Annotated in this window: 15 protein-coding genes; 8 read left to right on the top strand and 7 right to left on the bottom strand. The window is 45.8% G+C overall.

Annotated elements, in window-relative coordinates; translation table 11 throughout:
* The first annotated feature begins 109 nt into the window (after positions 1 to 109).
* From ACUN27_RS25580 to ACUN27_RS25550, 7 genes are all read left to right on the top strand, one after another.
* On the top strand, positions 110 to 8,755 hold the full coding sequence (locus ACUN27_RS25580; RefSeq protein ID WP_326060980.1) for a cadherin-like beta sandwich domain-containing protein: 8,646 nt from the start codon (positions 110 to 112) through the stop codon (positions 8,753 to 8,755).
* A 141-nt stretch (positions 8,756 to 8,896) separates the two neighbouring features.
* Entirely contained in the window at positions 8,897 to 10,537 is a 1,641-nt protein-coding gene (locus ACUN27_RS25575) for an ATP-binding protein (RefSeq protein ID WP_445559754.1), read from the top strand.
* A 46-nt stretch (positions 10,538 to 10,583) separates the two neighbouring features.
* Complete coding sequence (locus tag ACUN27_RS25570; protein WP_315954598.1) at positions 10,584 to 11,249, top strand: YoaK family protein; 666 nt, start codon at positions 10,584 to 10,586, stop codon at positions 11,247 to 11,249.
* A 33-nt stretch (positions 11,250 to 11,282) separates the two neighbouring features.
* Positions 11,283 to 12,233: a hypothetical protein gene (locus tag ACUN27_RS25565; protein WP_445559753.1), complete on the top strand. Its 951-nt coding sequence runs from the start codon at positions 11,283 to 11,285 to the stop codon at positions 12,231 to 12,233.
* Positions 12,230 to 12,577, top strand: coding sequence for a helix-turn-helix domain-containing protein (locus ACUN27_RS25560; RefSeq protein WP_315954596.1), 348 nt, complete (start codon positions 12,230 to 12,232; stop codon positions 12,575 to 12,577). Before ACUN27_RS25565 ends, ACUN27_RS25560 begins: the two co-directional genes overlap by 4 nt.
* Positions 12,578 to 12,718: 141 nt before the next feature.
* The gene (locus tag ACUN27_RS25555) at positions 12,719 to 13,705 is read left to right on the top strand and encodes a glucosamine inositolphosphorylceramide transferase family protein (RefSeq protein ID WP_326060981.1); all 987 of its coding nucleotides are present in this window, start codon (positions 12,719 to 12,721) and stop codon (positions 13,703 to 13,705) included.
* A gap of 177 nt (positions 13,706 to 13,882) precedes the next feature.
* Positions 13,883 to 14,428: a glutathione peroxidase gene (locus ACUN27_RS25550; protein WP_315954594.1), complete on the top strand. Its 546-nt coding sequence runs from the start codon at positions 13,883 to 13,885 to the stop codon at positions 14,426 to 14,428.
* Positions 14,429 to 14,601: 173 nt separating this feature from the next.
* Here ACUN27_RS25550 and ACUN27_RS25545 read toward each other — a convergent pair whose 3' ends face one another.
* From ACUN27_RS25545 to ACUN27_RS25520, 6 genes are all read right to left on the bottom strand, one after another.
* A complete protein-coding gene (locus ACUN27_RS25545) occupies positions 14,602 to 15,447 on the bottom strand; it encodes a hypothetical protein (protein WP_315954593.1) in 846 nt (281 codons plus the stop codon).
* On the bottom strand, positions 15,440 to 16,027 hold the full coding sequence (locus ACUN27_RS25540) for a sigma-70 family RNA polymerase sigma factor (protein WP_445559752.1): 588 nt from the start codon (positions 16,025 to 16,027) through the stop codon (positions 15,440 to 15,442). Before ACUN27_RS25540 ends, ACUN27_RS25545 begins: the two co-directional genes overlap by 8 nt.
* Before the next feature lie 254 nt (positions 16,028 to 16,281).
* The gene (locus ACUN27_RS25535; RefSeq protein ID WP_445559336.1) at positions 16,282 to 16,944 is read right to left on the bottom strand and encodes an NAD(P)H-dependent oxidoreductase; all 663 of its coding nucleotides are present in this window, start codon (positions 16,942 to 16,944) and stop codon (positions 16,282 to 16,284) included.
* A 32-nt stretch (positions 16,945 to 16,976) separates the two neighbouring features.
* On the bottom strand, positions 16,977 to 18,386 hold the full coding sequence (locus tag ACUN27_RS25530) for an MFS transporter (protein ID WP_326063804.1): 1,410 nt from the start codon (positions 18,384 to 18,386) through the stop codon (positions 16,977 to 16,979).
* Between the two features lie 4 nt (positions 18,387 to 18,390).
* Complete coding sequence (locus ACUN27_RS25525) at positions 18,391 to 19,137, bottom strand: DsbA family oxidoreductase (protein ID WP_326063803.1); 747 nt, start codon at positions 19,135 to 19,137, stop codon at positions 18,391 to 18,393.
* 79 nt (positions 19,138 to 19,216) lie between these two features.
* Positions 19,217 to 20,374, bottom strand: a complete 1,158-nt coding sequence (locus ACUN27_RS25520; protein WP_445559751.1) for a Gfo/Idh/MocA family protein — start codon at positions 20,372 to 20,374, stop codon at positions 19,217 to 19,219.
* A gap of 207 nt (positions 20,375 to 20,581) precedes the next feature.
* Between ACUN27_RS25520 and ACUN27_RS25515 the strand changes: the two genes are divergently transcribed.
* Positions 20,582 to 21,187, top strand: a complete 606-nt coding sequence (locus ACUN27_RS25515; RefSeq protein ID WP_445559750.1) for a TetR/AcrR family transcriptional regulator — start codon at positions 20,582 to 20,584, stop codon at positions 21,185 to 21,187.
* Between the two features lie 353 nt (positions 21,188 to 21,540).
* On the opposite strand, the gene ACUN27_RS25510 is transcribed toward ACUN27_RS25515, so the two are convergent.
* On the bottom strand, positions 21,541 to 22,731 hold the full coding sequence (locus ACUN27_RS25510; RefSeq protein ID WP_326061503.1) for an MFS transporter: 1,191 nt from the start codon (positions 22,729 to 22,731) through the stop codon (positions 21,541 to 21,543).
* Between the last annotated feature and the right edge of the window lie 40 nt (positions 22,732 to 22,771).

The raw sequence follows: 22,771 nt of genomic DNA, 5'->3' as shown, positions 1-22,771 counted from the left end.
CACTTTATACACATCGACAAATTTCTACATTTAGTAGGTATCAAGTAGGGGGAATTGAGAACTACAATATGTAGGATGTTGATGAAAACTAAGAAAAGGGGAATAAACGTTGAATAGACGTCGGAAAGCCGGATGGGCCAAACTATTAATTGCTGCATTGCTACTACAGTACATACCGCTATTACACGGCGGGTTGAGTGTAGCTCAAGCTGCAGGAGTGGCTAACGGAACCAACACAGTGCTGCAGAATACATACGGTCCAGCAACAAAAATTACGGATTATACATGGAGTAGAGTAACAACCAATCTTACACCTAATGCTAGACAAGGTGCATCCATGGTCTTTGACGAAATGGCTGAGAATGTGGTCATGTTCGGAGGCCAGGATAACAACAAGTTCTTCGATGAGACATGGATATGGGATGGTCAGGAACAAACTTGGCAGGAAATGCGTAATCTAACGAGTTCTCCACCAGAACGCAGAGGCGCAGCCATGGCTTATGATCCAGCCACTGGGAAAGTTCTGTTATTCGGCGGCGAGGGTCAGTCCGGTGTGCTGCTTGGTGACACTTGGCTTTGGGATGGTATGAATGCCAAGTGGGAGCAAGTTACAGGACTTCCTAGCTCTCCGACAGCTCGCGGAGGTGCTCAGATTGCCTTCGACGGCAAACAGCTGGTTCTGTTCGGCGGATATTCAGGCAGCGGAAGTTCAAAGACTCTTCAAGACGATACTTGGCTGTGGGATGGAACAGGCTGGGCGAAGATCAATCCTACTGAGAAGCCGCCTGCGGCCTATGGCGGGCAGATGGCTTTTGACGGCCAAACGGCTGTGCTTTACGGTGGAAATGCAGGTTCTATTACGAAAGAGTATACGAGTGTTGGTACGAAAGTAACGAAAACGGTCACGCACGATGACAGCTCTCCATTATTGTGGAAGTGGGACGGTGAGGCAAAGTCCTGGAGTTCGACGAATGGTCCTGAGGCTTACGGGCGTTGGGGGCAGGCGATGGCCTATGATGGGCGCCGCGTTGTCTTTTTTGGCGGAGAACGCGACTATGTCCATACTTATGATAACGAATTGGTTAAAAAATTAAAGCTGCCAACGAGCACGTATCCTCCGACGTTTGGGAGCATGGCCTATAGCTGGTATAAAAGTGGTTGGGAAAAAGCTCCTTTAAAATTCTCCACCGGGGTTATGTATAAAAGTAATATGGATAAGGACGGAAAGGTTTACGAGGTCCAAGGGCTTCCCAATCAGGTGCCTTTCCCGCTAAGCTATGCCAACATGGCGTTTGACGGCAAAAACTTCGTCATGTTTGGCGGAAGTCGTGATCAAATTAGTATCATGGATAAAGTTTTCGGCTCAGTAGTTGATTCTGTACCTGCAGGCAATATGAACGAAACCTGGCTGTATGGCTATACACCGCCGACAGCGCCTGGTGTTAAGCTTACGGTGGATCCAATTCTTCAATTTGATCCAAAACATACGGATGATACTGTGAGTGTAATAACCAATGTCTATGATGATGGAACTAGAGACATAACAGCACGAGGGGTAGAGTACCGCACTTACTCAGATACAGGAGTTGGCGATTGGGTTCAAGTACCTTACACAGCTACGGAAGAAGGAACAAGCTCTTTTACTGTTATTTTAAAAGGTTTAACGTGGCATCAAGAATATGAAACCCGTGGCTATGCTACGAATGCAATTGGTAAAAGCTATACGGAAATAAAACGATTTATTATGAAAGATGATCCGAATATGAAGCCTCCTGATGTCGATTATGACCGTGTAGGCGCTTCGGTTCTGCACGTGAAAGACAAGAAGCGATTGGTTGCAGTCGGTGTAGGCATTCCTAATTTGCTTCGCAAGCCTTTAGCAGATATTCATTACTATTTACAAAGTAAGGACGGGACCAAATATAACCTTAATTACAATGTTATTAATGAACGTCAGTTGGAATTGACCTGGAAGGATGAATTGCCGCCAGGCAAATATGATATACACCTGGAGCATGATTTCTATGAAGATTACGTATTTCCAGATGGTCTTCTAATAACAGCACTAGACTTCTACAAACCAAGAAACTTCGCCAGAGTAGATGTGCCTAGCACGTCCACCAGCAACGAAGTAAACAGTCTTGGTCTGCAAGGACCGTTCACGGAAGATCCGTCAGCACCTAATGTCTATGTCCTTAATGATCCATCCGAACCGGTAGTCATCAACGACTCGGTCATGTTCAAAGGAACCAGTCTTACCGTGGATAAAACGCAGACCCCAGCAACAATAACCGGCAACGGCCGCTTATATGTCAATGGCGGTGGAGCACTCGGGTCGAATCTGTCTTACACGATTCATGAGGGGCCGTTCACCATCACATCAGACAAGTTCTCTTTCGACTTGAGCGGTTCGGAAGCGACAGATTACTTGAATATGGACATGCCCGTCAAAGCAAGCTCGCTTATTTTCACAAAAGACGGCCTGCGTCTAACCGGTGATCTGGAAATCGGCTTGCAGGTAGGCAGTCAAAAGGTTAAGGAAACGGTGCCGTTTGACGGCCTGAAATACCGCAATAATCGCTTTGATTTGTCGGGAACCTTTATGATGAAAAATAGCTTTCAGGTTGGCCCAATCAAAGCAAGTGATACCAAATTCGTCGTGGAAAGCCGCATTCCATACGTCGGTGTTCAGGGAACAGGCAGCATACCGGATACGAAGTTAAGCTTCGATATGAATATGAGAACCAAACAAGGACGTTTGGATAGCGTAAGCTTCGGCATGTATCAGAAAGTGAAGCTGGCGTCGACAGGTCTTCAAGTCAATTATTTATTCGGCAGCGTGGACAAACTTGCAGAGATGTCTCAGATTCCTCAAAAGTTCGCTGTTACCGGATCTGTGAACGATGTCATTGTCCCTGAAATGAAGCATCCTCAGGCGAATTACAAGTTCAATCTGATCGGTACCGATTCCATTGATACGGATCTAACGACCTACGGTTTTAACGGCAGCGGAACGGAATATTACTATTGGCTGCCAGTGAAGAACATGAACATGCAAACGGTAGTGAATCCGGCAACGGCTGGAATCAAAGGATTTTCTTCACCGGGCTTTGCAACGAAAGGCGACATCAATCTTTTTGAAGTCGTCAAAGGAGCAATTGGCACGTACTCTTTTAACCAAAAAGGATTCAACGGCGCGATTAAAGGAACGGTTTATGTTCCAAAAGGGATTCCGCGTATTGGCGGAGCGACCGTAAGTAACGTTGCACTCAGTGTAAATGAAACAGGTATCTACGGTACTTTCAAACATAACGGCGTAGGCGCTAATCTGAAGTATACGTTCAATAACAATACGATCCTGTTTGAAGTGGAAGCAGAGCCGCCTAAGAAATCTTGGTGGGAAAAAGGTTTGGATTTCGTGAACAATGTTTCCGATTTTATGGACGCAGCTGAACCATGGTTGGACATTGCGGAAGAATTGTTCTTAAGAAATACAGATTCGGGCAATCAGGGCAAAGACGGCAATGAGGTAAGGATCGCTGCTGCGAATCCACTTAAGCGTGTCTTTGATCTAAGACCGGTTAGCCTGTCTTTTCAACCAGAGGAGCCGGTGCATACCGATGCGAAAGCGCGCATTGTGAATGGACAGCTTACATCGCTGGATCAAACGCCTCTAATCACAACGGCAACCAATGCTACAAATGGGAAGTCGACGGCTTCTTTTGCGGTGGAGCGTTCCTTCACGGCACTTATTGCCTTGACAGGAGATCAACGAGCTGCTGTTCTGAAAGGCACGGCATCTGGTCAAGGTTTTGAACAGACCTTGTCTCCAGAAATCAGCTATGATGCCGTCAGCCAAATGACCTATATGCGCTTATCGTTGATTGCAGGCAAATGGAGTCTAACAACAAATACGAACAGTCACATTCAAATGAATGAATTGCTATTTGCCAACCAATCACTGAACTTGAATCAGTTGGCGGAGCTGTGGTCGCAAACACCGGATCGCTCGGTTACTTCATTTACAGTGAAAGAGCGTGGAAGTTACGTACTTAACGTTGGTGAGGCTCAAGGCGATGTTATTGTTTACAAACCAGATGGACGGCCATACAGTTTGAACACGGCACAGAACGAACCCAATTGGAATGCTTTGCGCGACGCCAATGGTCATGTGTACACGTTGGTGGATGCGGTTGAGGCAGGAACATGGATGATCAGCGCAGGCACAAGTCCAAGCGCCGTATTAAGCACAGTACCATCTAAGGTGAAAATCGAGGATGTTGCGCAGTGGGTGCAGGATCAAGCTTATCCAACCGTGTTTGATATGACCAAGACAGATAATGGTCAAGCGATTGTAGAGATTTACGGGGCCAATGAGCAGACAAAGCTGTATGCGCCAAATGGTGATTTGTACAAGCTTCAATCTGACCCGAGTTTGCCAGGTTTGAATGTGCTGTATGATGAATCACAGCAGAAGAAAACGTATTTGCTGGATGGTAATGATTTGAGTGGACAGTGGAAAGTTGTAAGCAGCAGTTTTACAAGTGTTGTTGCCTACAAGTCGACTAGGAAGTTTAAGTCGATTAAACCACTGACGATGGAAGGCCGATTCAGCAAATACTTTGATATCGCCGAGAAGGGCGATTATATGTTAACGGTCAGCGGCGGGAATGCCAACACCGTGATTACAGCACCTGACGGTTCGCCGTACACGCTGAATTTTGATGCTCCTGCGGGCAACGCCTATTTACAGCCGGCGTCAGACCGAGTATTAAGTGCAAGCCCAAGCGGAGATCCGCTTGAACAAACGAAAGTCTCAACACCAAATCCAGTGAACGACGGCAGGGATACACTTTACGTGTCACTCCTTAATGCGCCAGCTGGCAAATGGATGATTCAAAACGCGAAAAAAGTTGATCTGCAAATTCAGAAATTAATTCCTCAGCCAGAGATTAAGGCTTCCGTTAAGGCTGCAGCTGGTGTGGAAAATCGCGTTCAAGTTGCGTGGTCCATGGAGAATACATCATCTGATGCGCAAGTAACCATGATGTTAACGGACAGCGCCGATCAATGGGTTGGAGAAGTTATTCAAAGCGGTCTGCCATCTTCCGGCAGTAAAGTTATTGATCTTCCGACTTCCATGCTGCCTGGAACTTATTATCTTTCTGTAGTAGGGGAAAGTGCAGATACAGCACCGATCCATGTTATTGCGGATGCAACTGTTGAGGTGACTGCGCCTATTTCACTGAGCACACCTGAGCAACCTAAGGTGCTTTCTACAGGAAATGGAGAAATATCTTTGCAATTTGCTTCTATTGCAGGTAACGTGACTGCTTATCGAATCTGGGTTAGTGACAGTACGAGCGGCAAAGCGGCAGTTCCGGTGATGGATATAACGCCTCAAGCGGGAAGTGAGCAGAACGCCGTAATTACCGGATTAACGGCTGGAGCAACGTACCAGATTTCCGTCTCGGCTATTGGCAATGAGCAAGGACGTGTTGTGCTAAGCCCAACGTCTGCGAGCGTGTCGACGGATCTGCCAGTTCCGCAACCGCCAACGTTAGCCGTGGCGCTTGACGCTGACGCACAACCCGTCATTGAACAATCGTATACGTCATATGACGGAAATGAAGAGACGTTGTTGCTTACAACAGCCGAACAAGCCTCTTTGAAAGTAACGGCCAATCAAGCCGCAGCGATTACTTTGTTTGTGAATGGACAGCAGCTTGGCAGCAGTGAGCATGTAGCAGCAGGTGGAACTTCCACGTTTGTTCTGCAAGATTTGCTTCAATCTGCTGTATTGAAAGAGCGGGAATATAACGTATTGGTTGAAGCCGTGAATGAGCGCGGTGACCGCAGTACGGCATACCGCAAGGTCTTCATTGACCGCACCGGACCGATGTTGATCGCTTCCGGAGGCAATGACGCGCAGGGCAAGCCGATTTCGCTGAATGGTATCGTTACAGATACCAGCAGGGTTTATATAACCGGCCAAACAGACGCGGGTGCAAAGTTGGTTGTTAATGGTGTGACGGTTCCATTGGATGATAAAGGAAAATTCAACTATTACGCACCATTGGAGTGGGGAGCATCGACGGATCGAATACAGCTCTCGATGACGGCTACGGACCGGGTTGGCAACAAAACGGAGTATGGCTTTGAAGTCATTCGAGGTGTAACTGAAGCGATTCCGGCAACTCCTAGCGATCTTGCGGCTCTGACAACAGGCAACGCACAGATGCGCGCACCGTATCAATTCGGTACAACCGCTTATCAAGCATTAGCTTATTCGGACAACGTTCGTGTTTATGCAGTTCCGATGGCTGCAACTTCTGTCGTGACGATTGACGGCAAAACAGTTCCTGAGAGCGGTTATGTTGATGTGGCGGTGCCTGTTACCGGGAAATCGGTATCCATCAAAGTACATTCCGATAGCGCAGGAGACAAGTTCTATACGCTAAGTCTTGATGGAACAGGTTCCAATGAAGCATTATTGGCTATATTGAAGCTTAATAATGCCACGGCGTCGCAAAAAAGCGATGTGCTTCCGGCGCAAGCTTTCACAGGGGCGGAAGACAGCTATGCCGTTTATGTGGACAACACCGTGGACACGGTAACCTTGACACCTGGCGCTATGAAAGCAGGTTCCAGCATTGAAGTCAAAGGGCAATCCGTGCAGAGCGGGCAAGCATCCCAAGCGATTCAGCTGGAAGTTGGCGAGAATCAAGTGCCTGTGGTGGTTACCTCTCCGGACGGTGCGGAAACACGCAAATACCAAGTAGCCGTATGGCGGGAACCAAGCGGTAATGCGCTGTTGCAAAGCTTGGGGCTTGCTACAGACGGAGCTGATTTGTTAGCTGATTTTAACCCAGCAGTGAAAAATTATGAGGTACTAGTGCCTTACACAGCGGTCGAGTTTAAGCTTCTACCAGTTCCCGAACAGTCGGAAGCAGAAATTCATATCGATGGTCAAAAGGTAACGAGCGGAGCGGTCTTGACCCTTCCATTTACGAAGGATGCACAAACCTATGCCGTTGAGGTCAAAGCTCAAGATGGTACGACGCTCACATATAACGTTTCTGTATTGCGTAAGCAGACAGTGCCTGGGCAGCCGCCATTACTAGCGAGTTTGCAGGCAGGTACGATCTTGGAAGGTGCTTTTACGCCATACAAGCTTAAATACGGAACGATTTCAACAACCGAAAGTGCCAACGCGACAATTAAGGCGATTACCAATGATCCAGAGGCAACGGTAACGGTGCAGCATGTAAAACAAAAAGGCGGCGGCACCTTTGAACCTGCTCTAGCCATTGGCAGCAATACCATTATCGTAAATGTGGAGTCAGCGGACCTTAAGTCTTCACAGACTTATTCCATCGACGTAAAACGTATAGAGGAATCAAGTTCTGGCCCTGACACACGCCAAACGACGGTTGCTGGAAGTTCCGGAGGTTGGACTTTCCAAACCAACATCGTGCGGACCCAATCATCAGATGGCAAAGTGCTAGATACGGTGAAATTGGATACTGTAGATGCACGTAGGATCTTGGAAAAAGCAGCACAGAATAACGACCAAGTTGCTCGCATTTATGTGACGGACTTGCCAGAAAATCCAGCGGATGAGCGGATTGTCAGCTTAAATGCAGAAACGGTTAGTTTGCTTGCAGGTGGCGGCATGTCGCTGCAACTAGTGCTGCCTGACGGGCAGATTACGGTATCGGCGGAGTCCCTAAAGCAAATGGGCAAAGACGGTAAGGATGCTTACTTCCGAATTGTTCCTGTCCGTGCTGAAGCTGAGCGCGGTGAAGTAACAAAACGCGTGCAAGCTGCTGAGCTTGTGATCAAAGATGCAGGAGACCGATCTGTCTCCATTATCGGCCAACCGGTCAAGATTGAGACAAACTATTCAGGATACAAGACGGAAGTTGTATTTCCGCTGAATAACCTCAGCCTGCCGGATAACGCAGCAGCGGCCAAACAAATTTTGGGTGAGCTGGCTGTGTACATTGAACATAGCGATGGCGAAAAGGTGCTGACGCACGGAGAAATTCGTTATGATGCGGAAGGCAAACCAGTCGGTATTGCTATTGAGATCAGTAAGTTCAGTACATTTACCATTATTCAAAAAAATGGAGCGGGTGCACTGAAACCTTATTTATCCGGTTACCCGGACGGCACATTCCGCCCTTCACAAGCCATTACGCGTGCGGAATTGGCGATGATTTTGAATCGTATTGGCGCTGGTAAGTCCAACACTGATTCGGCATCGGCACAACCTAGCGGTTATCCGGACGTTGCCAAAGAACATTGGGCGGCAGAAGCCATTGCCAATATGCAGCGCGCAGGTGTGATGCTTGGTGATGACACCGGCTTCCGCCCGGATGACGCGATTACCCGCGGAGAGATGGCCAGCATTGCTGCAAGGCTGCTTCCTGTCGGAGATGCTAGTAGCACCTCCTATCCGGGATACAACGATACGCAAGAGCATTGGGCTTTCGAAGCCATTAAGAAAGCTTCGCAAGCAGGTATTTTGCAAGGCTATTCCGACGGCACTTTCCTGCCGGAAAAACAATTGAATCGTGCGGAAGCAGTGACGATTTTGAACCGATTGTTTAAGCGGCCAACAGCCGACGTAAAGTCTTCAAGTTGGCCGGATGTACCGCAGGACCATTGGGCACTTCGTGAAATTGAATCAGCCTCCGGCACCGTACAACTGTTGTCTGATGGCAGTGTATATGTAGCACCTAATCATTAATAAGCTTTAAACATTAAAGCCCATGAGCATGAACTGCTCATGGGCTTTTTCGTGCTAAAAAGCATGATTGCCATAACTTGTTATTTTACTGGTAGAAGCTCCAAAGTTGGTTTAATATATGAAGTATAAACAAACAAGTTTATGAATTTTAACACAAGTGAGGGTGTTATGATTTTATTTGACTTCATAGTCAATATTGCTATATTTTCAATGCTTGTCAGTACGCCTCTGGTCATCCGCTCGTTTATTCATCAAACGCCGATTAAGTATTTTAGTTTGTGGGCGAGCCTTTATGCCGGGGTTGTTTCGGTCATTCTCGTCATCCTTTCTATCAAGCAGCAAGGGTATGCCTATGATATTAGATATGCGCCCGTTATTCTTGTTTTTGCTTATTTCGGGCCCATCCCAGGGGTAATAACCGGGTTATTTTCGCTGCTTACAAGACTTGTTTCCGGTGGAAATTGGGCTCCGGCAATCTTGGGTTGGATGATTAATATGATGATTTTGTGTGTGGTACATAAAATCATGTCTCGCAGCTCACAATCCAGAAAGATTGGCTCACTTTTTATGGCTTATGTTGCGGGATATTTGGTAACGATCCTGTCGTTTCGTATCTTATTGAACGAGCCGTTATTTCATCTGCAATATGTCCTGTTTGTCATGTTAGGCGTCATTTTGGGCGGATTGCTGATCGAATCGAATGATCGACTTTTAAGAATTAATAAGCAAAATAAATATATGGAAGCGACGCTGGAAAAAAGCGAATCGAAGTACAAGCTGATCGCAAATCATACTTCCGACTTGATCATGGTTATAGATCAAAATCATACGGTGAGTTATTTTTCTCCCTCCCATGAGCTTGTGTTAGGGTATGAATACCATGAATTAGAAGGAAATCTATTATGCATGCTGGTGCATCCGAAGGATTTGGAAATCTTTCATCAAACGATTGCGATGATGGTTGGGGGGCAGGAAGGTTATTCATTGGAGGTTCGCCTTAAACATAAAGAAGGCCATTGGAAAGAATTTGAATCACGCTGCCAGCCCGTCAAAGATAGTAGCTATGTCATCGTCATCAGCCGCGATATCTCCGACCGCAAAAAAGCGGAAGAAATTCTATTGCAGTCAGAGAAGCTTTCGATTGTTGGAGAGCTCGCGGCAGGGATTGCGCATGAAATTCGAAATCCTTTGACGACAATAAAGGGATTCCTACAAGTATACAAAGAAGGAAATTATTCGAGAAAACACAATGATTTGCTGTTATCCGAACTCGAACGGATTGAAGCCATTACCAGCGAGTTTCTTTCATTAGCCAAACCTCAATTGTCACAACTTACCGTCACAAACCTGCGTGAGCTGGTGGAATACACGATTGAGATTTTATCCCCCGAAGCACTTCTGAAAAATATTGAAATCCAATTGAGCTGTGAAGCGACATCCTTCCCGATCACCGGGGAAAAGAATCAGTTAAAACAGATGCTGCTTAATATCATCAAGAACGCCATGGAGTCGATGCCTGATGGCGGAGAGATTCAAATTTGTTTGCGAAAAGACGGAGAATGTCATGGTGTGATTGCCGTCCAAGATTACGGATGCGGGATTCCGGAAGAGCTATTGCCGAAGTTAGGGGAGCCTTTTTACAGTTTAAAGGAGAAGGGTACTGGTCTTGGTTTAATGATTTGCAAGAAGATTATTAAACAGCATGAAGGCGATATTACCTATTCAAGCAAAATGAATGAAGGAACTTTAGTAGAAATTCGGCTGCCGTTACTTCAAGCATGATTTAACTGATCCTAGCCATATTAATAGATGGGAGGATTGATGTATTTTGCCAACACGTACATACCTGAACGGATCAGTTCTGGTGCTTTGTCTGATAGCGGGCATCGTTGATGTGATCGGCTATTTGGGGCTGGGACATGTCTTCACAGCTAATATGACGGGGAATCTTGTGCTAATAGGAATCGCTATCGGACAGGCGAAGCTGCTAGCTGTGCTTCGTTCCATTCTTGCCTTTCTTGGTTTTGTTGCTGGTATTGCCCTCGCAACTGTGATTGTGAGGCGAGGTCGGGAAGAGCAGCTTTGGTCCAGAGGAGCAACGGTCGCGTTAGGCATCGAAGGTCTTCTCCTTTTGATAGCGGCTTTGCTTTCCTATGCAGGAAGCAGCGACAGGAACTTATATATAATGATTCTAGTATTGAGCATGGGGATGGGCATGCAAACGACCGTTGCCAGACATTTGAAAGTGGCTGGGATATCGACGACCGTTTTGACGAATAATCTGGCGAATGTCATCGAGGATACGATTGCCCATATTCGCCGAGATAATCAGTTTACTGCAGACGCATGGTTGCGTACTTGGGCGGTAGCGATTTATTGCCTGGGAGCGGTAATTACCGCTCTTTTGGAACCACACGCGCTCTTTGCTTCCATCTGGATACCGGTCGGTCTGTTGATCGGGCTTGTAACCATGGCGGCAATTCGCTTCCGTTAAAATGACGAGAAGAACTCATACAAAGGGGTATGCATGAATAAGACAAAATTTCTAGGGCCAAAATCATACTTATTAATATTTCCTGCGATTGCGCTAGTGATAGTTTCTGAATGCATCACCTTCCCGGCAAAATTCAACTGGCTGCTAGTCTTATCCCTCATATCAATAGCCATAATCGAACGGATGTATATGCATCTTTTCAATAAGATTTGGCTGCCTTATTTTATCATCGTGATCGGCCTCATTATTTTTGCAAAACATTCGATTTTGTATAGTTTCTTCTATCTTGTTCCGGATGCGGTGATCATTTGGTTGAAAAGAAGGGTTAGCTTCTGGTATGATCTGCTGCCGTCCCTGTCCATCAGCTTGATTACTATTGTCTTGGGCAATTCTTTTTACAATTGGACCTCCCACTCCTATATCAGCCGCCTTGGAACTTTATTTCTGCTTTTTGTGGTAAACTGGGTGCTCGCTTACTTTTTCTCATTTTTTGAGTCCGGTAAGCTGACCACTTCGCCAGTCGTTTCAACTTTCATACCGACTTGGTTTGAAATCGGTGTCATTTTTCCATATTTGGCTGTATTCAATTATTTTAATTACCCGGTCGTCATGTCATCTTTTTTGGCGTATTTAATTGTTGTCAAAGTCTGTCATTCGAGAAGGATGCAAGTGAATGAATCACATGTCAGGCAGCTTATATCTCTCATTGGTACAAGGCTTCAGTTGCAGGTTCTATTGATGGATTTAGGCTCCATAAAGGGAGTCTATTATCCTAACAAACGTATCATTGTGATTGATCATAAACTGGATTATCCGGAGCAACTGGATACGCTGGTGCATGAATGGATTCATTGCGAGTTAAGAAAATATAAAAAATCTCCCCTCTTTCTTGAGGAAATTTGGGTCACGATTTTAGAAGCAGTCATAAGTTGGTACTATGTATTTAATTTAAAAAGAATTCTATCGACAGGAGGATACAAATGAGTCAGCGACTGGGTGAAGAGCTAAGACGTTTGCGTAAAAAGAAAGGATTAACCTTGGAAGAAGCAGCTTCTGCGGCAGGAATAACTTTACAATATATGAGTCTCCTTGAAAAAGGGCAAAGAAAATCGGCCTCGTTTGAAATCATGGCCAACATTTCAAGGTTCTACGGCATTCCATTGGACTACTTCGCTCAATTTGTTGATGATGATCAAAATGAGGTTCATAACTTAAGTGAAACTGAACTTGAAATATGGAGTGCCATCAACAATAAAGTAAAGGATGAAATCTATTATAAGAAGGGAGATTTGCTGGCTGATTGGCTTCGTTCATTTTTTCGGAAATAAGGAAAAAACACTTTCCTTATTTCAGTTGTGGCACGGAATTCAACTTTAGAAGAAAAAATAAAATTAAATTCATCAATAGTTGAAAAATTCTTAGGAGAACTTTATAATTTAGAATAACTGTTCTTCTGAGGAGGCATTTTGTTGAATCTTAACAAAAAAATTGAGCTGGCTGTATGGTCGATCAAGATCATAAAAAGTGATACGATTTTTCCAAAAAGAGCTAAAGCACTTGATTTGACCTATCCTACTCTTCAATGCACGGATGTCACCGATGTTGAGGCAGAGTTTGTAGCGGATCCTTTCGTAGTTTCGGATGGTTCGAACTATTATGTATTTTTTGAGGTGTTGAATAAACATTCCGAACGCGGTGAAATTGCGGTTGCTGTCAGTACAGACGGGGAAAAGTGGCAGTATGACCGAGTTGTCCTTAAAGAGAGTTTTCACCTATCTTATCCAAATGTATTTACATATGAGAATGACTATTATATGTTACCGGAGTCGTCGGAAGCAGGTGGCGTATTTTTATATAAATCCATGCAATTCCCATATAACTGGGAGAGGAAAAAACAGCTGCTATCTGGACCATTTGTAGACCCGACCCTTTTCTATCATAATCAGAAGTGGTGGATGTTCGTTGGCAGCAAAGATGGAAGGAACCTTTATTTGTTCTATGCTGACCGAATGGACGGAGAATGGGTTGAACATCCTTGTAATCCTATTATTAAAAATGACTTACATATCTCTCGACCGGCGGGGAAAGTTGTTGCTCATGATGGTGAAATGTATCGGTTTACGCAAGATGGAGTTCCGTCGTACGGGAAGATGGTTAGAGCTGCTCGAATCACGAAGCTGAGTGAGACCGAGTATGAAGAGGAGGTCATTGAGCCTGGTTTGCTGACGGGGTCAGGCCAAGAGCAAAGCTGGCGCAAGGATGGCATGCATCATATCGATCATCTCCAAACGAAGGATAACAAGTGGATGATCGCGGTTGACGGGCATTTCTTGAAAGAACAAAATTATCTCGTTTGGAAGACTACGCGCTTTATGAACAGACCTTTCTATAGCTCATATAAGCTGTCTCGTACGATTATTAAAAAATTGCAACTTATTGCCCAGTTATGGTTGTAACCGTCATCTAATCCGTGGAATTTGCGGATTTTTTTTATTTTAGTTTGAGTACGAAGCAAAGAAGGTTTATTGAAATTAACTATAAAGATAATCACTTTAATATATTAGACCAATAGATGTTTTGACAATATGATTAGGTATATGAATAATTACCAGATCAAGAGGAGGTTCGTAACCATGTCAATTTATCATTTTCAAGCAAACCTGATTAACGGAAAACAAGTCAATCTGTCAGATTTCAGAGGGAAAGTTCTCCTAATTGTCAACACAGCAAGTAAATGTAGTTTTTCGCGTCAATTCGCTGATTTACAAAGACTTTATGAATCTCAGCAAGAACAAGGTTTTGAAATACTTGCGTTTCCATGCAACCAATTTAACGATAAAGAGCCAACTAGCAATTCGGACGTACAGGAATTTTGCGAGAATAACTTTGGGATCACATTCCCATTGTTTGAGAAAACCGATGTAAGAGGTCCATCTACCCATCCATTATTTCAATATCTGACACAACAAGCACCGTTTAAAGGGTTTGATACGCAGACCAAGGACGGCCAATGGATGGACGAGTTTCTACGTGAAAAACATCCTGACATCTATATGGGCGACGGGATCAAATGGAATTTTTCTAAGTTTTTAATTGATCGAGATGGTCATGTGGTAGCAAGATTTGAATCAACGGCGTTGCCTTCTGAAATCGATACTAAAATTGCATCGTTGTTGTAGCATAAGGAAAGCCAGCAAACCTTTGAGTTTGCTGGCTTTTTATATTTTAGCCACACGATTGAGAGAGTTATTTACTTGGAGAAGAAAGGTTCGATGTAGGTCTGTAACAATTTCTTGCGAAATACTTTAATATCTCCGATTGTTTAATTCTCCTATTAGCAAAACATCCAATTTTATTGACGAGCCGCAGGAGCCGGAGCCGCTCGCTGTGTTTGAATCAAGTTGTCTACATTGGACTGCGATTTATTGATTTGCTCCTGCGTCAACGGCTTGCCAACGGCGAAGCTCTTGACGATTTTCTTCAGCGTATCCGCATCGAAATCATCCATCGCATACATTTCCACCGTAAATCCCTTGTCTTCCCAGATAACAATTCCATTTGCAAAATACAGCTGGGTCCCATCAATCATTTCCGTTTTCACTTCGCCAGTTGTTTCAATTCCGTTCTTGCCACCTTGCGAAATCAAGAAATTCACGGATTTTTCGCCTTGCGCGTATTGTACCTCTACCATCGTCTTACCTTGAATGACGGTGTTGACATACTTGAAGTCAGCCATCCAGGATGGAGCGGGGAAATTCATTCCCACGGCGGTACGGGCTTCGTCCACGTTTATCGTCGGCCGCGGCGGCAGTTCCACTCTACCAGTATCGGAACCTTGCTTCTGGTCGGAGGCATTTTTGGTAGGAGCCGGAAGCTCCTTATCGACTTGAACGATGTCCATATTGCCTACATGAAACTTCGCCAAGATCGATTGCATTATTCCTTGGGCGTAGGAGGTTGTAGACAGTACTCCGCCAATCAGCACTACACCAAGCACAGCCACAGTAGCCGTTTTCCATGTTCTATTCATCGTTGTCATCCCGTCCCTCATCGTATTTTTCGTTGAAATGGTTTGCGTCTCGATCTTATGTACCAGACGCCTGTGAATCCGCTCTTTCGCCATTGGATTATCAAGCTTTGTATTCTCGAGCAAATCGATCACATCCTCGAATGGTTTGAGGTCTTGTTTGTTATTCATCCATCAACCCACCTGTCCCCAAAATTTTATGCAGCTTCTTCAAGCTCCTGTAGACATTGACACCAATCTGGGATTCACTTACTCCCATGAGTCCCGCAATCTCCGAGTTTTTGAGACTGGCGGCAAACTTCAAGGCGATGATATTGCGTTCCTTGTCGCGTAACTTGGCAAACGCTTGAAACAGCGCCTGATGGTCGTCAACCTGGATGGCTAGCTCCTCAGGAGAAGGCTTCGGCCAGATTAACTCGGTAATCGAGTCCAAGGAGAAATGAAATCTCTTTTTCCGGGCGCGAAAGTAATCGGTGACGGCATTTCGTACTATAGCGAACAACCACACCTCGAATACGGCTTTTTCCTCCGAGAAGCTGCCATAATTGACAATAACCCGTTCAAATACTTGACTGCAAACATCCTCCGCCTCATACTGATTCTGAATCCGGTAGCAAATATACTTGTACACGCGGTTAAAGTACTGTTCATAAATCCGGGAAAATTGTTCGCTTGACAGAATCTCTCCGGCAGCGCGGAGCTTGTCCGTTCGTTCCGTGAATATGTCCTTGTTTACTCGGATGTTCTCCACTTGCTTTCCTCCTTCCTAGGCTTCTATTCCATCAAGCAAGCCGGTTACGTATGTTAATACGCCGATTAATGAAATCCATTAACAAGCCGCGGTCGATTTTTTTCTTCAAGTCACTATTATAGAGCATGAAAAAAATGCGGGCACCAGCAATCACTGGAAACCCGCACCCACTTTTCACGGATTCAAGATTTGATCCGCATACCCGTTTATATATTTAATTTAATTGTTTGTTCATGGTTATGGCTTTACGGACGTTACAGAATCCATTCGGATACTTGTTCCATCGTTCTTCTTGTTTTATCACGCGGTTCTTTTGCCCGATAACCGAAAGCGACCATAACGCTTACTTCATAATCGTCGTCTCCGAGCAATCCTCGTTTTGCTAAAATTTCGTTGACTCTATCAGGAACGAAGCCTTCGATCGGACAAGAATCGATTCCGATCATCGCCGCGGAAGTCATCATATTCCCTAGTGCGATATAGGTTTGCTTAGAAGCCCAAGCTGTTCTCGCTTGTTCATTATCGAGGTGGAACGAATCGAAGAAATCGTGCCATGCTCCCACGTTGTTTCGCACCATTTCAGGGGGATATTTTTTAACTTTTGTCAGCTGTTCATAAATATAAGGGGATTCCGGGATAAGTCCTTTACGAGCAAGAATAACGACCATGTGACTCGCGGTTGGCAGTTGATTGTACGCGCCGTAAGCGAATGGCCGAAGCTCTTCCCTAAGTTCCGGATTTTGAACGACTAGAAATTTCCACGCCTCCAGACCGTTGGAGCTAGGCGATAATCTCCCTGTTTCAAGGATAAACCGGAAATCGTCTTCGGATATTTTTTGGGTTGGGTCAAATGCTTTCGTTGCGTGTCTAAAATGATAGGCTTCCAGCACTTCTTTTTTTGTTGCGCTCGTATTCATGTCGGTTCCTCCTTGGTGTGGTTAACAATTTTTTAAGCTTGCTGCAACGCTGCCTTTTTTTTTCTCAAGCTGAGTAAGGCCAAGAGCAAAGCGAATAATGCAAAGCAGCCGCCAACGACTAATGCTGTTTGAAAACCCGACAGCATCGCTTCGTTGGACGATGCATCGGTTGCCGAAGCCGTCACCGAGCTCGCGACCGTAGCCAGAATAGACAATCCGAGGCTGCCTCCTAGTTGTAAGAACGTATTTACGATACCGCCTGCCACGCCATGCTCCTCAAGTCGCACATCCCTTACGGAACCAACGATGATAGCCGTAAATCCGGCTGCTGTCGAGAGACCTAATAGAATGAAGACCGGTAAAATAAATGCAGCATAGACGCTGTCCATGGACATGGTGCTTAACCAGAACAAGCCGAGTGCATTAACGAGCTGCGAAACAATCAACAACATTTTCGCTCCGAATATACGCATGAAGTAAGGCGTGATTTGCGTAGCTAGAACGGACGATAAACCGAGCGGTAGAAAAGCCAAGCCCGTTATTAAAGAAGAATAGCCAAGCGCATGGAAATACAAAGTTGAGAAATAAATAAATGCGGTCATGAAGGAATACATTAAGAATCCGATAATATTCGATGATACTAGCGAACCGATACGGAACAACCGGAGCGGCATGAGCGGGTTTTTGGCGTATTTCTCGATGAAAACGAATCCGACCAGAATAAGCGCTCCGACAATTAAGGTTACGATTTTCGTGGTCGACCAACTGCCATCGACATCAGGCATGGATAACCCGTATACGAGAATGAATATGCCTAACAGCACGGCAATTGCGCCGGGCAAATCAATGGATTGCTTGATCTTTTGCTCCATCGGCCGTTCTTTAACAAACACTAACCCGATTATGATCGCAATCCCGAGCGGGACGTTCAAGAAAAATAAGGATCGCCAACCGAGCGAGTCCGTCAGCAGCCCGCCAACGATTGATCCCGCCGCGAAACCGCCCGAACCCAACGCGCCAAAAATGGCAAAAGCTTTATTCCGTTGCGCGCCTTCGGGAATCGACGTACTAATCAACGACATGGCCGCGGGAATGGACAGCGCCGCGCCGATCCCTTGAATCGCCCTGCTCGCAATGAGCCAAACCGGATTCATCGCGAATCCGCCAGCGAGCGAAGCAGCCGCGAAAATTGCTAAACCTAGCGTTAACACGCGTTTCCTTCCGATCAAGTCGCTTGCACGTCCGCCGATAAGCAGAAAACAAGCGAAGGTGAGCACATATGACGTGACGATCCACTGTAAATTATTTGTATTCATATGCAGCGCCGATTGGATCGCCGGTAACGCCACGGTCACCGTAGAGGAATTCATGACTTCCAAAAATTGTGCAAGACAAACTAAAATCAATAACAACATATTCGCTTTAGAAATCCGATCGCCCACGTAATTAACTCTCCTCTTTTTGTTTATTTAATTCTTGGTGCTCCACTGCGCATGAACCGTCTAAGCAGGCGAGCTCTTCCGTATCTCCAGCTGCGGAACGAAATTGAACGACGGGATGCTCTTCCGCCCAAGCCTTCTCTAGTGCCTCGGCGAATACTTCCTTCGACTGCGCCCCAGAGATGGTGTATTTTCCATTCATTAAGAAATAAGGAACGCCTCGAACACCTAACTTCTGAGCTTTAAGCTCGTCCGCTCTTACTTCGGCGGCGTATTGCTCACTGTCTAGCATCGCGGCTGTCCCAGCAGCGTCCAGTCCGACTTCAATGGCAATCATCACAAGTGTGTTGGCGTCCCCGATATGCAAGGAATCGGTAAAATAAGCTTTGTACAACCGTTCCAACAATTCGTTCGTTTTTCCGAATTGCGCCGAATAATGAAGTAGACGGTGCGCATTAAATGTATTCGTGTGTATCGCAGTATCATAATTGAACGTCAAACCGTCTAGTTCTGCACGCTTTGTGATATCATCATGTACAGCTTTCATATGTGCTCTCGTCGATCCGAATTTCTTGGCCGATAGCCCATAAATATCATCGTTTACGTGAACGGCCATGTGCGGATCAAGTTCAAAGCTGCGATATACGATTTCCACTGAATCGCGATGCTTGAACTTCTTTAACCCTTCTTCAAACTTCCGTTTTCCTATATAGCAATATGGACACACGATATCCGTCCAGACCTCTATCTTCATGAATTTCTCCCGCTTTCTGGATGTTTGCCGGAAAGGAGAAATATTCTCTCCTCTCCGGTTGCATCTTACTCGTTATGTTTTAATGAAATGTAGTGTTCGTTTCATTCACTTTTTGCTCGACTCCGGTACGGGAAGCCGTCATGATCGTGTCATATAACCGGTGGCGTTTGAGAGCATGAGCGAAGTCCGGCGTTTCATTCGTGCCTTCGCGAAGATCTTTAGCCAAGCTCGCGTAAAATTTCCCGATGTTGCTTGATCTTGCCGGCCCTTCGGGAATCGATTTGTTATCTTCGGTGTATTGGCTTGGAATGACGATCTCGCCGAGCGTTTTGTCTTCGCCTTTGCCGCCCCTCAATTTCAGCTCGGTATTTTGCATATTTCCGTTAAAATCGGCGGTGATGACAAGCTCGCCGTCCGTGCCGATGATCTCCCAACGCAAGTCGAAGTCCCGCGAAGTTCCGCTGCGGTATAAGGTTGTCGCCAATACGCCACTTTCAAGCGTGCCGATAATGGCCATGTGATCCGGAGCCGTCACTTTGAGTGTCGTCCCATTATCTGTGATTTGAACTTCAGGGTGACGAACTTCAAGCTTCGCGGACACGTTATCGTAATCGCCGAGCACGTAATTCAGCCCGTCGATCGCATGAAGTCCTGCGGACGCCAACATAGTCGCGCCGGCGTTCACGTCGTACGTATAAGCGAATTTTTGGATCGTGACGGGTTCCCAGATCAAGGCTGTGCCAGACAATGTAGTTGCGAGTACGTTGCCGATATAGCCTTGAGTGATCAAATCGCGGGCGTGTTGGATTGCCGGAGAGTAACGCGCCTGCAAGCCGATAAACGTCCGAACGCCAGCCTCCTTAGCACGGTCCGCCAAGTCTTGCGCCTGTTCCGTGGACATGCCAAGCGGCCATTCGCTGTATACCATTTTGCCTGCTTCAATAGCAGCTCGAGCGATATCGTAATGGTATTGCACATTAATAGCAATCACGACAAGGTCTACTTCAGGATGCTGAATCAAATCCTGGTAATTATCGAATCCAGGAACACCGAACGCTTCGGCAGCCGCATCCGCGGATTCGCGGTTGCTCGTGCTCACCGCAACCAGTTGGAAGTCAGGCAAGGCTTGAACCGCCGGGATGTGCGCTGCGACAGCCCACCCTGGGTTGGACGGACTTGCTCCGATAATACCTACACCGATTTTTTTATGATTGGCTTGCTGTTGATGATTGGACATTTTAGTTCCTCCTCTAATCTAATTGGCAATCGCGAACCTCGGACTCTATTTCCTAACAATATTGATCCACCTGTACAAGATGGATAAGATATGTTCTAATAAGAGTTATTCGAGCTCGTTAGTGGACTGTGGTCCGCTTGTTAAACAATATAACCGGATCGCGGTCCGGTTGTCAAATGGATAATATTAAAAAACGGGGGAAATATAATGTTGGAGAAAAACCTTCGCAAAGATGCGGAAAAACGCAGACAAGTCATTTTAGAAAAGGCAGCTGCTTTATTCGCCGAATATGGGGTCGAGCATGTCAGCATGCGTCAGATCGCCCGAGAAGCTGGAGTCGGTCAAGGCACACTTTACCGAAGCTATAACAACAAAGGGGAATTGTGCTGGGATCTCATCGGTGAAAGCTGCATCCAGAACTACGATCGGATCCAATCGTTTTTAGGAGACCATACGTCCAGCCCAATTAAAGATCGTTTGGAAACCGTACTTCTGTATCATTTGGAGTCACTTGAGACGCATTCTCCCGTTCTTGCAGCCATCCAGGCGAACAGTGGCGGTGATGAGCAGCAAAACGTCCCTTTCTATTCAGAGCATTACGAATCCATTCATTCCGTTATCGTCCAATTATTGAACGAAGTTGCGAAGAATACTGAGAACCTCGACCTCGATGCTGTTTTTACGGCGGATGCCATTATGGCGATATTGCGTCCTGATGTTTATATTTTCCAAAGACAGCATCGCGGTTATTCACCAGAAGAGATTAAAAACAAGCTCTTTCACGTGTTTATTGAGCCGCTATTCCATAAGTGATGAACATGGTATTGCATTAAAAACGCAAAAAAACAGCCAGCTACGCAAAGTAGTTGGCTGTTCTATGTGTGCCAAATACCAACTCCTGCTAGGGCAGTTCTAAGGACGAGAAATAGCCGCCAGGTTGGGTGAATCTTAACAAAACGATTTTGAACTATCTTTACTTTAATGAAAACAGGGAACAGCTGCTGCGGCAAAGGGGAATGATGTTACTCCAACAAAGCTCATCGATGCAAAAGGTTTGCGCTAAAAGGTAAAACAAATCCCGCCCGAGCGGAGTCACTTCATCGGGCGGGATTTGTTTTAGAAACGAAGGTTGAGGGAGGATAAGAAGAAGATGGAATGAAACGAACTCATCCTTTTTCCAGGGACGGACTACTAGTTACTTGTGTGCCAAGGAGACGTCGCGACAATAGAAAGGCAAAGGCCAGAAATGCTACCACGATAAAACCATACAACAAGTAATAGCCGCCGATACGGTAGAATAGGCTTCCAACGATGGGGCTGAGAGCCATTCCCATATAACGGAAAAGGTTATAGGCTCCGACAGCGGTCGCACGGTTTTTCGTGAAAGCGCCAGTCAGCAGCGTGGTCTGCACCGGAAGCGAGAGTCCGAGAGATAAGCCAAATAAGATAATGCCGACCAGCAGCCAAGGCAAAGAAATTGCGTAGAAGATGAGGAAAAACAGGACCGAAATTGCATTTAGAAAAGTCGTCAGAACGAGCATCTTTTCCCCCTCTATCCGTGTTTGGATTTTCCCGCCTAGATAACTGCCAACCACGATGCCAAGCGACATCGGCAGAAAGACAAGCCCCTTTTGCTCAGCTGACAAGCCGTAACGATCGGTTAAAATATTCGGCAAGAAGACTAGGAAATAATAAAACACGTAATATTGAATGAACCCAAGATATATAATGGACGATCCGATCCGATTCTGAAGAATCGCTGCAAAATCCCGCAGTTGAAAACGCCCGGTTCCGACGCTGTCCGGCTTCGTTTCCTTCAAATAAAGGTAGTTGAAAACCAACACAAGCATACCCGTTGCCGCAAGAGCGAGAAAAACGGAATGAAAATTGAACAGCCCGCTAAGGAAGCCGCCGATGACCGGCCCGAGAATTGGGCCTAACGAAACCAGCATTTGAAAGGTTCCCATCGCTTGGCCGCGTTCTTTTCCTTCGAATAAATCGCTGATGACCGTAACGGCCACGACAGATCCCGCAGCGATGCCGATCGCCTGCAGCGCTCGGAAGATTAGAAGCAGTGTTATCGTTTCAGAGAAGAAACAGCCAACCGAAGCGATAACGTAGAGCGTTATTCCGAAAAGCATGACTTTGCGGCGCCCCTTTAAGTCCGTGAGCGGACCATAAACTACCTGCATCATGGCAAGAAATAAAGTAAATACGGAAATCGTCAAGTTTACGACGAATGAGGTGGAGTGGAGTTGACTGGCAACTTCGGGTAACACCGGGGTGTAAATGGTTTGTGTGAACGGTCCAAGAAATGCAGCAAACGCAACGAGATAAACAACAAATTTACGATTCATGATGCTCAATCCTTTCTATGAAATTCATATTGTCATCGTA

The sequence above is a fragment of the Paenibacillus sp. WC2504 genome, assembly GCF_052682475.1.
The sequence above is the reverse complement of the archived record's forward strand: the minus strand, read 5'-3'. Positions and strand labels throughout refer to the sequence as shown.

Coding starts and splice junctions, on each gene's coding strand:
- ACUN27_RS25575 (WP_445559754.1), top strand. CDS start 8,897: ATGAATTTTAACACAAGTGAGGGTGTTATGATTTTATTTGACTTCATA.
- ACUN27_RS25565 (WP_445559753.1), top strand. CDS start 11,283: ATGAATAAGACAAAATTTCTAGGGCCAAAATCATACTTATTAATATTT.
- ACUN27_RS25560 (WP_315954596.1), top strand. CDS start 12,230: ATGAGTCAGCGACTGGGTGAAGAGCTAAGACGTTTGCGTAAAAAGAAA.
- ACUN27_RS25550 (WP_315954594.1), top strand. CDS start 13,883: ATGTCAATTTATCATTTTCAAGCAAACCTGATTAACGGAAAACAAGTC.
- ACUN27_RS25545 (WP_315954593.1), bottom strand. CDS start 15,447: ATGAATAACAAACAAGACCTCAAACCATTCGAGGATGTGATCGATTTG.
- ACUN27_RS25535 (WP_445559336.1), bottom strand. CDS start 16,944: ATGAATACGAGCGCAACAAAAAAAGAAGTGCTGGAAGCCTATCATTTT.
- ACUN27_RS25525 (WP_326063803.1), bottom strand. CDS start 19,137: ATGAAGATAGAGGTCTGGACGGATATCGTGTGTCCATATTGCTATATA.
- ACUN27_RS25520 (WP_445559751.1), bottom strand. CDS start 20,374: ATGTCCAATCATCAACAGCAAGCCAATCATAAAAAAATCGGTGTAGGT.
- ACUN27_RS25515 (WP_445559750.1), top strand. CDS start 20,582: ATGTTGGAGAAAAACCTTCGCAAAGATGCGGAAAAACGCAGACAAGTC.
- ACUN27_RS25510 (WP_326061503.1), bottom strand. CDS start 22,731: ATGAATCGTAAATTTGTTGTTTATCTCGTTGCGTTTGCTGCATTTCTT.